Source organism: Curtobacterium sp. JUb34 (genome assembly GCF_003755065.1).
Lineage (GTDB): Bacteria > Actinomycetota > Actinomycetes > Actinomycetales > Microbacteriaceae > Curtobacterium.
Map to the genome: position 1 here is coordinate 531864 of NZ_RJVH01000003.1, position 13098 is coordinate 544961.

Consider the following 13098-nt stretch of genomic DNA (forward strand, 5'->3'; position numbering starts at 1 on the left):
AGGAGCACCCCATGCCATCACCGGCAGACCGCGAAAAGGCCCTCGAGACCGCACTCGCACAGATCGACAGGCAGTTCGGCAAGGGTGCGATCATGCGCCTCGGTTCGGACGAACGCGCCCCTGTCAACGTCATCCAGACCGGGTCGGTGGCGCTCGACGTCGCGCTCGGCATCGGCGGACTGCCCCGCGGCCGCATCGTCGAGATCTACGGTCCGGAGTCGTCGGGTAAGACGACCCTCACGATCCACGCCATCGCCAACGCCCAGCGCGCCGGTGGCATCGCAGCCTTCATCGACGCCGAGCACGCGCTCGACCCGGAGTACGCGAAGAAGCTCGGTGTCGACATCGACGCCCTGCTCGTGTCGCAGCCGGACACCGCCGAGCAGGCGCTCGAGATCGCGGACATGCTCGTCCGTTCCGGTTCGATCGACCTCATCGTCATCGACTCCGTCGCCGCACTCGTGCCGCGCGCCGAGATCGAGGGCGAGATGGGCGACTCCCACGTCGGTCTGCAGGCCCGCCTCATGTCACAGGCCCTGCGCAAGCTCGCCGGTGGGCTGAACCAGACGCAGACCACGATGATCTTCATCAACCAGCTGCGCGAGAAGATCGGTGTGTTCTTCGGTTCCCCGGAGACCACCTCTGGCGGTAAGGCGTTGAAGTTCTACGCGTCCGTCCGCCTCGACATCCGTCGCATCGAGACGCTGAAGAGCGGGACCGACGCCGTCGGCAACCGCACGCGCGTCAAGGTCGTCAAGAACAAGATGGCGCCGCCCTTCAAGCAGGCCGAGTTCGACATCCTGTACGGCGTCGGCATCTCGCGCGAAGGCTCGCTGCTCGACTTCGGTGTCGACCACGGCATCGTCAAGAAGTCGGGTGCCTGGTACACCTACGACGGTGACCAGCTCGGGCAGGGCAAGGAGAACTCGCGTTCCTTCCTGATCCAGAACCCGGACACGGCTGCTGAGATCGAAGGCAAGATCCTCGCCAAGCTCGGCGTCGGCGGTGCCAAGGCCGAGGACGCCCCGGTCGAGTCGATCGCGCCGAAGCTCGCGGAGCGCAAGGGCGCGTGAGCACCGACCACGACGACGACGGCCTCGCACCGGTCACCGACCTGTTCGGTGCGAGGTCCCGTCGTCGGGCCCCGGCACCTGCGGAGCCCACCTCTCCTCCCACGCCCGAGCGGCTGCTGTCCGACGTCCCGGATCCCGTGCTCGAGGACGACGCGGACACCCCCGTCCCACTGCCGATCCGCGGGCCGCGTGCGCAGGCGGACTGGGTCTCGCCGGTCATCGGTGACGGGTCCGGCCGGAGCGCTCGGGCCGAGCAGGACCGCTACGCCGACGACGGCGCGGACGCCACCACGGCATCGGTCTTCTCGATCGCCGGTGGCGGGGAACTCGACCCTGCGGATGCTCCTCGTCCGCTCGACGAACAGCGTGCCGACGCCGAGCGGCTCAGCATGCGCGCGCTCGGTCGCAAGGGCGTGAGCGAGTCCGAGATGCGGACGCTCCTCACGCAGCAGGACCTCGACCCCGACGTGGTCGAGCACGAGATCGAACGCCTGACCCGCGTCGGGCTGCTCGACGACGTCGCGCTCGCCACCGACCTGGTGGACCGCCTGCACGCCCGCAAGGGTCTGGGGCGGCAGGGCGTCGTGACCGAGCTCCGGCGACGCGGCATCGACCAGATCGCGATCGACACCGCGCTCGACGAAGCAGCAGACGACGAGGACGACGAGTTCATCCGCGCCCAGGAGCTCGCCGACAAGCGCGCGCCGCAGATGCGCGGGCTCGACCGAGCGACCGCCGAGCGTCGGTTGTCCGGCTTCCTGATGCGCAAGGGCTACGGCTCGGGCGTGGTGCGGATCGCCGTCCAGCGTGCCCTCGACGGCGGCGGACGTCGGCCTCCGACGGGCCGCGGGACCGTGCGCTTCGAGTAGTCGCCCCGACCTACACTGGGACGACCATGGCCACCGTCGCAGCGCGCCAGCGCACCTACGAAGTCCGCACCTACGGGTGCCAGATGAACGTCCACGACTCCGAGCGACTGAGCGGGTCGCTGCAGGCGGCGGGCTACACGGCGGCGGATGGCGAGCAGGCCGACGTCGTCGTGATCAACACCTGTGCTGTGCGCGAGAACGCCGACAACCGCCTGTACGGCAACCTCGGGCAGCTCGCCGGCATCAAGCGCGACCACCCCGGCATGCAGATCGCCGTCGGTGGGTGCCTGGCGCAGAAGGACAAGAACGTCATCCTCGAGAAGGCGCCGTGGGTCGACGTCGTCTTCGGCACCCACAACATGGGGTCACTGCCGACCCTGCTCGAGCGTGCACGCCACAACGACGAAGCACAGATCGAGATCCTCGAGGCGCTCGACGTGTTCCCGTCGACGCTGCCCACCAAGCGCGACTCGACCCACAGTGGGTGGGTGTCGATCTCGGTCGGCTGCAACAACACCTGCACGTTCTGCATCGTCCCGTCGCTCCGTGGCAAGGAGAAGGACCGCCGCCCCGGCGACGTCCTCGCCGAGATCCAGGCGCTCGTGGACGACGGTGCGATCGAAGTCACCCTGCTCGGACAGAACGTGAACTCGTACGGGGTCGAGTTCGGCGATCGCCAGGCCTTCGGCAAGCTGCTGCGCGCGGCCGGCACCATCGACGGCCTCGAGCGCATCCGCTTCACGAGCCCGCACCCGGCGGCCTTCACCGACGACGTCATCGACGCCATGGCCGAGACCCCGAACGTGATGCCGCAGCTGCACATGCCGTTGCAGTCCGGCTCGGATCGGGTGCTCAAGGCGATGCGCCGCAGTTACCGGAGCGAGCGGTTCCTCGGCATCCTCGACCGGGTGCGCGCGAAGATCCCGAACGCTGCCATCTCCACCGACATCATCGTCGGGTTCCCCGGCGAGACCGAAGCGGACTTCGCGGACACGCTCCGCGTCGTGGAGCAGGCACGGTTCGCCAGCGCCTTCACGTTCCAGTACTCGATCCGCCCCGGCACCCCCGCGGCGACGATGGACGACCAACTGCCGAAGCAGGTGGTGCAGGAGCGGTACGAGCGGCTCGTCGCCCTGCAGGAACGCATCACCGCCGAGGAGAACGCGACGCAGGTCGGCCGGAGCGTCGAGGTGCTGGTCGCGACGGGCGAAGGGCGGAAGGACGAAGCCACCCGCCGGTTGTCCGGACGCGCCGAGGACTCCCGGCTCGTGCACTTCGCCGTGCCGGAGGGTTCCGCGGTCCCGCGCCCCGGTGACGTCGTCACCGTCCAGATCACCCGGGCTGCTCCGCACTTCCTCATCGCCGACGACGATGCTCCGCTGCGCATCCGACGCACCCGGGCGGGTGATGCCTGGGACCGTGCCGAGGCCGAGAGCTGCGGTGTGCCGACGCCGGCGGCGCCCGGCGACGGCCCACGCCCGGTGTCGCTCGGGCTGCCCACGCTCCGTGTCGGGCGCTGAAGCCCTCGTCGGACCGGACGACCTCGGGCGCGACCCGGTCCCGGACCACGGGCACCCCCGCGACGCGACCGACACCGACCTGATCGCGGTCGTCGGTGCGACGGGGACGGGCAAGTCCGACCTCGGCATCGCCATCGCCGAGCGCCTCCGCGCCGCCGGCCGGAACGCCGAGATCGTCAACGCCGACGCCATGCAGCTGTACCGCGGCATGGACATCGGCACCGCGAAGCTGTCGCTCGACGAACGGCACGGCATCCCGCACCACCAACTCGACGTGCTCGACGTCACCGACGAGGCGAGCGTCGCCGCCTACCAGGTGGCTGCCCGAGCCGAGGTCGACCGGATCCGTGCCGACGGCGGCGTCGCCGTGCTCGTCGGCGGCAGCGGGCTCTACGTGTCGTCGGTGCTGTTCGACCTGGCGTTCCCCGGCACCGACCCCGAACTCCGCGCGCGGCTCGAACGCGAGCACGACGAGCTCGGTCCGGGCATCCTGCTCGAACGGCTGCGCGGCATGGACGAGGCAGCCGCAGCGACGATCGACGCACGCAACCCACGGCGGTTGATCCGCGCACTCGAGATCGCGAGCCGATCCGAGGTCGTGACCCCGAGCCTCCCGTCCGCGCCCCGCGCGTGGCGACCGTCCCGGATCCTGCACCTGCGACGGGACCGCGAGCAACTCGTCGCGGCGCTGCACGCGCGCGCGGCGGGCATGTTTGCCGCCGGGCTCGTGGACGAGGTCGCAGCGCTGCGCGAGCAGGGCATCGAGCAGGGCAGGACCGCGCGGGCCGCGATCGGGTACTCGCAGGCGCTCGACGTGCTGCGGGGGAGCTCCACGGTCGAGGCCGCGGTCGAGGCGACCGGCATCGCGACGCGCAAGTACGCGCGGCGGCAGGTGTCCTGGTTCCGCCGCTACGTCGACGCCGAGACGCTCGACGTCACCGGAGCGGGCCGCGGGGACCTGTCGGAACTGGCCCGTAGGATCGTCCCGTGACCGAGCTGCACTTCACCAAGGGCCAGGGGACCGGCAACGACTTCGTCCTGTTCGCCGACCCCGACGCCACCGTCGACCTGACACCCGAGCGGATCCGCGCGATCGCGGACCGACGCTTCGGCGTGGGCGGCGACGGCGTGATCCGTGCGGTGCGGTCCGAGGCGATCCCCGAGGGGCGCGCCCTGGTGGCCGTCGAACCCGCGGCGACCTGGTTCATGGACTACCACAACGCCGACGGCACGGTCGCCGAGATGTGCGGCAACGGGATCCGGGTGTTCGCGCGCTACCTGACCGAGTCCGGCCTGGTCGAGCTGGCGCCCGGCGAGACGCTGACCGTCGGCAGCCGCAAGGGCCTCGTCGACATCCAGCGCACCACGAACGGCTTCGCTGCCGACCTCGGCCGGTGGGGACTCGGCATCGAGGACGGCGGCTCCGACGACGTCATGGTGCGCGCCAAGAACCTCGACGGTGCTCGTCCCGGGATCGGCATCGACGTGGGCAACCCGCACGTCGTCGTCGCCGTCGCGACCGAGGACGAACTCGCCGACCTCGACCTGACCTTCCTGCCGGTGCTCGACCCGGCGCCCGAACACGGCGCCAACGTCGAGTTCGTGCTGCCCGGCGACCCACTCATCAACGACGGCGTCGGCGAGATCACAATGCGGGTGCACGAGCGGGGCAGCGGCGAGACGCTGTCGTGCGGCACCGGTGCGGTGGCAGCGGCCCTGGCGACGCGGTACTGGGTGGGCTCCGGCGCGCCGGACACCTGGCGCGTCCGGGTGCCGGGCGGGGTCGTGACGGTTCGGATGTTCGCGGCGGAGGACGGCGAGCACGTGTCGTTGTCCGGGCCGGCCGAGCTCGTGTTCTCCGGGGACCTGACGGTCTGACGCCGGCGCTCGGTGCCGTCCCTACGCCGTCCGGCGCACGCGGATGACGCGGAACCCCTTGTCCGTGGACGCCCGCGCGACGTGGAACCCGGTGCCGAGCGCGCCGACGAGCCACTTCTGCAACGAGTCGCCCCCGAGGTCCTTCGACACCACCAACCAGGCGTCGCCCTCGACCTCGAGCCGGGGCAGCCAGGTCAGCAGGATCTCGTGCAGCTCGTCCTTGCCGACGCGGATGGGCGGGTTCGACCAGATCGTCCGGAACCGCAGGTCGGCCGGCACGTCATCGGGCAGGGCGATCGTGACGTTGGCGGTGCCGGCTGCCTCGGCGTTCGCATGCGCCAGTCCGAGCACGCGCTCGTTGACGTCGACGCCCCACACCTGGGCGTCGGGGGAGTGCAGCGCCATCGTGATCGCGATCGGCCCCCAGCCGCAGCCGATGTCGAGCAGGGCGCCGTCGTGCGCGGGCGGCGGGACGGCACCGAGCAGCACGCGCGTGCCGCGGTCGAGGCCGTCCGGGCTGAAGACCCCGGCCGCGGTGGTCAGCGTGAGCGGCCGGCCGGCGAGGGTGACGTCGATCTGGCGTTCGCGGGTGTCCGATGACGGGTTCGCGGAGAAGTAGTGGTCGTTCGCCATGGATGAACCGTAGCGGGAACCCGGTGTGTCCGAGGGCCGCCGGAGGTACCCTGTGGACAGGATGACGGATACCCATCAGCAGAACGACCAGACCAACGACGACAGCGCAGACGGTGTCGTCGAACGGGTGTTGCGCAACGCCGACCACCGCGCAGCATCGTCCATCTTCGCCCCCGCCCAGGCGATCCAGACCCGCTCGGTCGACGACCCGAGTTGGGACGGCGACGGCGACCAGTACGACCGCGAGGACCGGGCGGCCCTGCGCCGCGTCGCCGGCCTCTCCACCGAGCTCGAGGACGTCACCGAGGTCGAGTACCGCCAGCTGCGGCTCGAACAGGTCGTCCTGATCGGCGTGTACCCGCACGGCGATGCGCAAGAGGCCGAGAACTCGCTGCGCGAGCTGTCCGCCCTGGCCGAGACCGCGGGCGCCGTCGTCCTCGACGGACTCCTGCAGCGCCGGCCGAACCCCGACCCGGCGACCTACCTCGGCAAGGGCAAGGCCGAAGAACTCGCGATGGTCGTCAAGGCCACCGGCGCCGACACGGTGATCGCGGACACCGAGCTCGCCCCGTCGCAGCGCCGTGCGCTCGAGGACGTCGTGAAGGTCAAGGTCATCGACCGCACGGCCGTGATCCTCGACATCTTCAGCCAGCACGCGAAGACCCGGGAGGGCAAGGCCCAGGTCGAGCTCGCGCAGCTCCAGTACCTGCTGCCACGACTGCGCGGCTGGGGCGACTCGATGTCCCGGCAGGCCGGTGGCCAGGTCTCCGGCGGTGCCGGCATGGGGTCCCGTGGCCCCGGTGAGACGAAGATCGAGCTCGACCGTCGTCGCATCCACACCCGCATGTCGAAGCTCCGCCGCCAGATCGCCGGGTTCCGGCCCGCGCGCGAGGCGAAGCGCGCCGACCGGCACCGCAACGAGGTGCCGAGCGTCGCGATCGCCGGCTACACCAACGCGGGGAAGTCCTCGTTGCTGAACCGCCTGACGAGCGCCGGTGTGCTGGTGCAGAACCAGCTGTTCGCGACGCTCGACGCCACGGTCCGCCGGACCGAGAGCACCAAGGGCCGCGAGTTCACCTTCGTGGACACGGTGGGCTTCGTCCGGAACCTGCCGCACCAGCTGGTCGAGGCGTTCCGGTCCACCCTCGAGGAGGTCGGCGAGGCCGACGTCATCGTGCACGTGGTGGACGGCTCGCACCCCGACCCCGCGGCGCAGCTCGCCACCGTGCGCGAGGTCATCGGCGACGTCGGTGCGCACGACATCCCCGAGATCGTCGTGTTCAACAAGGCCGACCTGATCGACGACGCCCAGCGTCTGGTGCTCATCGGCCTGGCGTCGGACGCGGTCTTCGTGTCGGCGCGCACGGGCGAGGGCATCGACGAGCTGCTCCGCGTCATCGAGGACCGCCTGCCGGAGCCCGACGTCGAGCTCACGGTCGTCGTGCCGTACGACCGCGGCGACCTGGTGTCGACGCTGCACGACACCGGTGCGGTGGAGTCCGTCGACTACGTGGAGGACGGCACGCGCCTGCGCGTGCGCGTCTTCCAGCGCCAGGTCGCGGAGCTCGACCCGTACGTGGTCGCCCCCGTCTCGTCCTGACGGACGGCGACGGCTGACGGCTGACGGCCGGGAGGCCCGCCCCGCGTCCGCCACGCGGGTCCGGTCCGGCCGCGGTTCCGTTCAACGCCGCACAACGCACATCGGCTCGAACCACGAGATCTCGTGGTTCGAGCCGATCTTGGTTGTGCGCGGGTCAGAGGGAGCGGAGGACCGCGACGACCTTGCCGAGCACCGATGCCGCGTCGCCGAGGATCGGTTCGAACGCGGTGTTGCGGGGGAGCAGCCACGTGTGACCGTCGCGCTGGCGGAAGACCTTGACGGTCGCCTCTTCGTCGAGCATCGCGGCGACGATGTCCCCGTTCTCGGCGGTCTGCTGCGAGCGGACGACCACCCAGTCGCCGTCGCAGATCGCGGCGTCGATCATCGACTCGCCGACGACCTTGAGCATGAAGAGGTCGCCCGAACCGACGAGCTGACGGGGGAGCGGCACGATCTCGTCGACGTGCTGCTCGGCGGTGATCGGCACACCGGCGGCGATCCGGCCGACCAGGGGGACGAGCGTGGTGGCGTCGACGTCGGGTCCGGTGACGTCGGGCGTCGGCTCGTCGACCAGGACCTCGAGCGCGCGAGGGCGGTTGGGGTCACGGCGGATCCAACCGCCGAGCTCGAGCTGGCCGAGCTGGTGGGACACGCTCGACAACGAGGACAGCCCGGCCGCGTCGCCGATCTCGCGCATGCTCGGCGGGTACCCCCGCGAGGCGATGGACGCACGGATGGCGTCGAGGATCGTCTGCTGCTTCGCGGTCAGCGGCTTCTGGCCCCGCAGTTCGTCCACCACGTCGTCTCGCTTTCGTCGGTGCTGAGCGGCCGTGGCGGGAATGTCGGTGGTCCCCGCTTGACTTGTCCCAGTCGATCGAAACAGTATCCGACCGGTCAACCCCGGACAAACACCTGTTCGAGCGTGTCGCAAGAAAACCCCGCAGAAATCCTCTCCCAGGACTTGTGCGACGTCCGATTCGAAACTATGTTCGGTACACGACTTCGGTTCACCCGAACGGGAAGGCAAGAACGACATGAGCACCATCGCCATCGCTGACATCCAGCGCACCGCGGCCCCCGCCGCACGCGTCCGCCTGCGCCTGACGCGCCGCGGGCGCATCGTCTTCACGACGCTCGCAGCACTCCCTCTCCTCATCGTCGTCGCCTTCTTCGTCCTGAACGGCGGGCAGGCGTCCGCCGGTGACGCCGCCGCCGGTGGAGCCCGGACGCACTTCGACACCGTCACCATCCAGCCGGGCGAGACGCTCTGGCAGCTGGCTGAGGACACCGCGCCGAACGCCGACCCGCGCGACTTCGTGCAGGACGTCATCAGCCTCAACGCCCTCGACGGCTCGGGGCTGCAGGCCGGCGAGCAGATCGCCATCCCGACGAAGTACACCTCGGGCCAGTAGTCGCCGCCAGTCGTGGTGGGCAGTCCCGTCCAGACGGCTGGTCACGGGTCGCGCTCAGCGGCCTACGATGGATCGGTGGCATTCACGCTCGAAGACCTCCCGATCCGAGACGACCTCCGCGGTCAGAGCCCGTACGGCGCTCCGCAGAAGCACGTCCGCGTCCAGCTGAACGTCAACGAGAACACGCATCCGGTGCCGGACGACGTGGCTGACGACATCGTTGCCTCGATCCGACAGGCGCTGGCAATGGTCAACCGCTACCCGGACCGCGAGTTCACCGAGCTCCGCGAGTCATTGGCTCGCTACCTCGGGCACAGCCTGTCGGCAGAACAGCTGTGGGCAGCGAACGGGTCGAACGAGGTCCTCCAGCAGCTGCTGCAGGCGTTCGGCGGCCCGGGCCGAACGGTCCTCGGGTTCCCGCCCACCTACTCGATGCACTCCATCCTGGCGTCCGGCACCGGCACGACCTGGATCCCGGCGGAGCGCGACGACGAGTACCGCATCTCGCCGGAGACCGTGGTGGCGGCGATCGAGCAGCACCAGCCGGACATCGTGTTCCTGTGCGGGCCGAACAACCCCACGGGCACGCCGCTGCCGATCGAGACGATCGAGGCCGCGTACGCCGCGACCGACGGCATCGTGATGGTGGACGAGGCCTACGCCGAGTTCATGCCGTCCGACGTCCCGAGCGCGCTCACGCTGCTGCCGGGTCGTGAGCGTCTCGTCGTCTCGCGCACCATGAGCAAGGCGTTCGCCTTCGCCGGCGCCCGCGTCGGGTACATGGCCGCGCACCCCGCCGTGATCGACGCCCTCCGGCTCGTCCGGCTGCCGTACCACCTCTCCGTCCTGACGCAGGCTGCGGCCGTCGCGGCGCTGCGCCACGCGCCCGAGATGCTCGCGATGGTCGACGACATCAAGCAGCAGCGCGACCGGATGGTGACGGAGCTGCAGGCCATGGGCTACCGGACGTACGAGACGTGGTCGAACTTCGTCCTGTTCGGTGGGGTCGCCGACCCGCACGCCGCGTTCGAGTCCCTGCTCGAGCGGGACGTCATCGTGCGCGACCTCGGCATCCCGCACCACCTGCGGGTGAGCGCCGGAACGGAAGAGGAGACCACCGCGTTCCTCGACGCCATGCGCCAGGTCGCCGCCGAGCAGCCGCCGGTTAGGGTTGGGGCATGACCGCCCGCACCGCCTCGATCAGCCGCAGGACGAGCGAATCGAGCGTCGAACTCGAGCTCGACCTCGACGGCACCGGCTCGTCCGACATCTCGACGAGCGTGCCGTTCTTCGACCACATGCTGACGGCGTTCAGCAAGCACTCGCTCATCGACCTCCGCGTGCGTTCGACGGGTGACACCGACATCGACGTGCACCACACGGTCGAGGACACCGGCATCGTGCTCGGCCAGGCCCTCAAGCAGGCACTCGGCGACCGCTCCGGCATCGGCCGGTACGGCGACGCCCTCGTGCCCCTCGACGAAGCGCTCGCCCAGGCGGTCGTGGACGTCTCCGGGCGCCCCTTCCTCGTGCACTCCGGCGAGCCGGCCGGGTTCGAGTTCCACCGGATCGGCGGGCACTTCACGGGGTCGATGATCCGCCACGTGTTCGAGGCGATCACGTTCAACGCCGACATCACCGTGCACGTCCGCGTGCTCGGGGGTCGCGACCCGCACCACATCGCCGAAGCCGAGTTCAAGGCGTTCGCGCGAGCGATGCGCAAGGCGGTCGAACTCGACCCGCGCGTCGACGGCATCCCCTCCACGAAGGGCGCACTGTGACCGCGAAGCCGAACGTCGTCGTCCTCGACTACGGGTCGGGGAACGTCCACTCCGCGGCGAAGGCGCTCGAGCGGGCCGGTGCCGACGTCACGCTGACCTCGGACAAGCAGGCGGCGCTCCGAGCCGACGGGCTGCTCGTGCCCGGGGTCGGGGCGTTCGCCGCGGTCATCGACCAGCTCGAAGGCGTCCAGGGCGGCGAGATCGTCGACCACCGTCTGGCCGGCGGCCGTCCCGTCCTCGGCATCTGCGTCGGCATGCAGGTGCTGTTCTCGCGGGGCATCGAGCGCGGTGCCGACGTCGAGGGGCTCGGGCAGTGGCCCGGAACCGTCGAGCAGCTCGAAGCCGAGGTCCTGCCGCACATGGGCTGGAACACCGTCCAGGCGCCGGAGGACTCCGTGCTGTTCGACGGGCTGCACGACGAGCGGTTCTACTTCGTGCACTCGTACGGGGTGACCGACTTCCCGCTCGACGCCTACGGGCCGTTCCGTGCTCCCGGCCTGACCTGGGCCGAACACGGGCAGCGGTTCATCGCCGCGGTCGAGAACGGGCCGCTCACGGCGACCCAGTTCCACCCCGAGAAGTCCGGCGAGCCGGGCATCCGCCTGCTGACCAACTGGGTGCGCTCGCTCTGAACCCGGCCCGCGACGGGCGCGACGGCGCCGCCGGACGCGCCACGGGCCTCCAGTCCGAACACCGCACCCTCTCCACCGCGACGAAACCGACAGGACCATGACCGACCTCACCGACACCTCGCCCCTCGTCCTGCTGCCGGCCGTCGACGTCGTCGACGGCCAGGCGGTCCGGCTGACCCAGGGCGAGGCGGGCAGCGAGACCGGCTACGGCGACCCCGTCGCCGCCGCACGCACCTGGCGCGACCAGGGCGCGGAGTGGATCCACCTGGTGGACCTCGACGCGGCTTTCGGGCGGGGCGACAACCGCAAGGTCATCGCGCACGCGATCCGCGAGGTCGAGGGCGTGTCCGTCGAGTTGTCGGGCGGCATCCGCGACGACGCCTCGCTCGAGGCGGCCCTCGCGACCGGTGCCGCGCGCGTCAACCTCGGCACGGCGGCCCTCGAGAACCCGGGCTGGGCCGCTCGGGTGATCGGCGAGTACGGCGAGCAGATCGCGGTCGGGCTCGACGTCCGGGGCACGACCCTCGCCAGCCGCGGCTGGACCGAGGACGCCGGCGACCTGTGGGAGGTCCTGGACCGCCTCGAGGCCGCGGGGTGCGCACGCTACGTCGTCACCGACGTGACGAAGGACGGCACGCTGCAGGGCCCGAACGTCGAGCTGCTGCGTCAGGTGTGCGACCGGACGGACCAGCCCGTGGTCGCCTCGGGTGGGATCTCGACACTCGACGACCTGCGGGCCCTGCGCGAGCTCGTGCCGTTCGGGCTCGAGGGCGCGATCATCGGCAAGGCGCTGTACTCCGGGGCGTTCACGCTGCCGGCCGCGCTCGACATCGCCTCGGAGTAGCGGCGTGGCGGGGATCTCCAACGGCCGCGGAACCGGGCCCGACGCCGACGACGCGCACACCCCGGGTGGCGCGGCGGATTCGGCCGGCTTCGCGTGGGAGGGCCGCACGTTCGACCACCACGACACCGCCTTCGCCGACGACGACGGTCTGGCCGACCCTGCGGTGACCGCAGCGATCACGGGCCTGGCCGCCGGTGCCTCGCAGGCGGCGGTCATCGAGGCGCTGCGCACCGCCCGCCTGCTCATCCCTCTCATCGCCGAGGCCGGTGACCTCGGCGAGACCGACGCGGGCAAGGTCGTGGACAAGACCCAGGAACTCTCGATCGTGACGGTCGCAGGGCCGGACGGGCGGAGCGTGATGCCCGCGTTCACCTCGGTCGACGCGATGCACGTGTGGGACGCCGACGCACGGCCCGTGCCCGTCGAATCACGCCGGGTGGCGATGGCCGCGGCGAGCGAGGAGACCCAGCTCGTGGTGCTCGACCCGAAGTCCGACACCGAGTTCGTGCTGCGCCGTCCCGCGGTCTGGGCGCTCGGCCAGGACCTGCCGTGGACACCGTGCTTCGAGGACCCCGAGGTCGCCCAGGCGTTCGCGGACTCGGTCGTGGGGGAGCGCAGCGTCGCCCGCGTCGAACTCACCCCCGGGGACCCGGTCGGTCGTTTCGCCGGACCGGAGCTGACCGTCGGGCTGGCGCTGCACCCGGGCCTCGACCGCGAGCAGGTCGGCGACCTCGTCGGCCGGCTGCAGCAGCGGTGGTCGACGGACCCGGTCATCGCCGAACGCGTCGACAGCATGCGCGTGGCCCTCCGCGCCGCCTGAGCCGTGCGCGGCGGTGCGGCCTCGGCCCGGGCGGCG

Annotated in this window: 14 protein-coding genes; 12 read left to right on the top strand and 2 right to left on the bottom strand. The window is 71.0% G+C overall.

The genetic code is table 11. The annotated features are described in order from the left end of the window. The first annotated feature begins 11 nt into the window (after nucleotides 1–11). The 5 genes from recA to dapF all read left to right on the top strand — a co-directional run bounded on the left by recA (nucleotide 12) and on the right by dapF (nucleotide 5340). Nucleotides 12–1073, top strand: coding sequence for a recombinase RecA (gene recA / locus EDF63_RS13665; RefSeq protein ID WP_123313535.1), 1062 nt, complete (start codon nucleotides 12–14; stop codon nucleotides 1071–1073). Next, nucleotides 1070–1942, top strand: coding sequence for a regulatory protein RecX (locus tag EDF63_RS13670; RefSeq protein ID WP_123313536.1), 873 nt, complete (start codon nucleotides 1070–1072; stop codon nucleotides 1940–1942). The genes recA and EDF63_RS13670 overlap by 4 nt, the downstream gene beginning before the upstream one ends. 26 nt (nucleotides 1943–1968) lie before the next feature. Further along, a complete protein-coding gene (gene miaB / locus EDF63_RS13675; protein ID WP_123313537.1) occupies nucleotides 1969–3462 on the top strand; it encodes a tRNA (N6-isopentenyl adenosine(37)-C2)-methylthiotransferase MiaB in 1494 nt (497 codons plus the stop codon). Between the two features lie 79 nt (nucleotides 3463–3541). Next, entirely contained in the window at nucleotides 3542–4453 is a 912-nt protein-coding gene (gene miaA, locus EDF63_RS13680; RefSeq protein ID WP_123313658.1) for a tRNA (adenosine(37)-N6)-dimethylallyltransferase MiaA, read from the top strand. Then, a complete protein-coding gene (gene dapF / locus EDF63_RS13685) occupies nucleotides 4450–5340 on the top strand; it encodes a diaminopimelate epimerase (RefSeq protein WP_111084599.1) in 891 nt (296 codons plus the stop codon). The genes miaA and dapF overlap by 4 nt, the downstream gene beginning before the upstream one ends. A gap of 21 nt (nucleotides 5341–5361) precedes the next feature. Here dapF and EDF63_RS13690 read toward each other — a convergent pair whose 3' ends face one another. After that, nucleotides 5362–5973 (bottom strand): class I SAM-dependent methyltransferase, encoded by a 612-nt coding sequence (locus EDF63_RS13690; RefSeq protein ID WP_123313538.1) that lies wholly within the window; start codon nucleotides 5971–5973, stop codon nucleotides 5362–5364. Between the two features lie 61 nt (nucleotides 5974–6034). Between EDF63_RS13690 and hflX the strand changes: the two genes are divergently transcribed. Continuing rightward, a complete protein-coding gene (gene hflX / locus EDF63_RS13695) occupies nucleotides 6035–7573 on the top strand; it encodes a GTPase HflX (RefSeq protein WP_123313539.1) in 1539 nt (512 codons plus the stop codon). Between the two features lie 154 nt (nucleotides 7574–7727). Here the strand turns inward: hflX and lexA are convergent, their stop codons facing one another. Further along, on the bottom strand, nucleotides 7728–8372 hold the full coding sequence (gene lexA / locus EDF63_RS13700; RefSeq protein ID WP_123313540.1) for a transcriptional repressor LexA: 645 nt from the start codon (nucleotides 8370–8372) through the stop codon (nucleotides 7728–7730). 235 nt (nucleotides 8373–8607) lie between these two features. On the opposite strand from lexA, the gene EDF63_RS13705 reads away from it, so the two are divergent. From EDF63_RS13705 to EDF63_RS13730, 6 genes are all read left to right on the top strand, one after another. Beyond that, on the top strand, nucleotides 8608–8985 hold the full coding sequence (locus EDF63_RS13705) for a LysM peptidoglycan-binding domain-containing protein (protein WP_123313541.1): 378 nt from the start codon (nucleotides 8608–8610) through the stop codon (nucleotides 8983–8985). A 75-nt stretch (nucleotides 8986–9060) separates the two neighbouring features. Continuing rightward, entirely contained in the window at nucleotides 9061–10167 is a 1107-nt protein-coding gene (locus tag EDF63_RS13710; RefSeq protein ID WP_123313542.1) for a histidinol-phosphate transaminase, read from the top strand. Further along, the gene (gene hisB, locus EDF63_RS13715) at nucleotides 10164–10766 is read left to right on the top strand and encodes an imidazoleglycerol-phosphate dehydratase HisB (protein WP_123313543.1); all 603 of its coding nucleotides are present in this window, start codon (nucleotides 10164–10166) and stop codon (nucleotides 10764–10766) included. Before EDF63_RS13710 ends, hisB begins: the two co-directional genes overlap by 4 nt. After that, nucleotides 10763–11398 (top strand): imidazole glycerol phosphate synthase subunit HisH, encoded by a 636-nt coding sequence (hisH, locus tag EDF63_RS13720; RefSeq protein WP_123313544.1) that lies wholly within the window; start codon nucleotides 10763–10765, stop codon nucleotides 11396–11398. Before hisB ends, hisH begins: the two co-directional genes overlap by 4 nt. Before the next feature lie 97 nt (nucleotides 11399–11495). Then, nucleotides 11496–12242, top strand: coding sequence for a bifunctional 1-(5-phosphoribosyl)-5-((5-phosphoribosylamino)methylideneamino)imidazole-4-carboxamide isomerase/phosphoribosylanthranilate isomerase PriA (gene priA, locus EDF63_RS13725; protein WP_123313545.1), 747 nt, complete (start codon nucleotides 11496–11498; stop codon nucleotides 12240–12242). Between the two features lie 4 nt (nucleotides 12243–12246). Next, nucleotides 12247–13062 carry an SseB family protein gene (locus EDF63_RS13730; RefSeq protein ID WP_123313546.1) on the top strand — a complete coding sequence of 272 codons (816 nt, stop codon included), beginning with the start codon at nucleotides 12247–12249 and terminating at the stop codon, nucleotides 13060–13062. Nucleotides 13063–13098: the final 36 nt, after the last annotated feature.

Excerpts from the sequence above, each read along its gene's own strand:
- priA (WP_123313545.1), top strand. The coding sequence starts at position 11,496 with ATGACCGACCTCACCGACACCTCGCCCCTCGTCCTGCTGCCGGCCGTC.
- recA (WP_123313535.1), top strand. The coding sequence starts at position 12 with ATGCCATCACCGGCAGACCGCGAAAAGGCCCTCGAGACCGCACTCGCA.
- EDF63_RS13705 (WP_123313541.1), top strand. The coding sequence starts at position 8,608 with ATGAGCACCATCGCCATCGCTGACATCCAGCGCACCGCGGCCCCCGCC.
- miaB (WP_123313537.1), top strand. The coding sequence starts at position 1,969 with ATGGCCACCGTCGCAGCGCGCCAGCGCACCTACGAAGTCCGCACCTAC.
- hflX (WP_123313539.1), top strand. The coding sequence starts at position 6,035 with ATGACGGATACCCATCAGCAGAACGACCAGACCAACGACGACAGCGCA.
- hisB (WP_123313543.1), top strand. The coding sequence starts at position 10,164 with ATGACCGCCCGCACCGCCTCGATCAGCCGCAGGACGAGCGAATCGAGC.
- EDF63_RS13690 (WP_123313538.1), bottom strand. The coding sequence starts at position 5,973 with ATGGCGAACGACCACTACTTCTCCGCGAACCCGTCATCGGACACCCGC.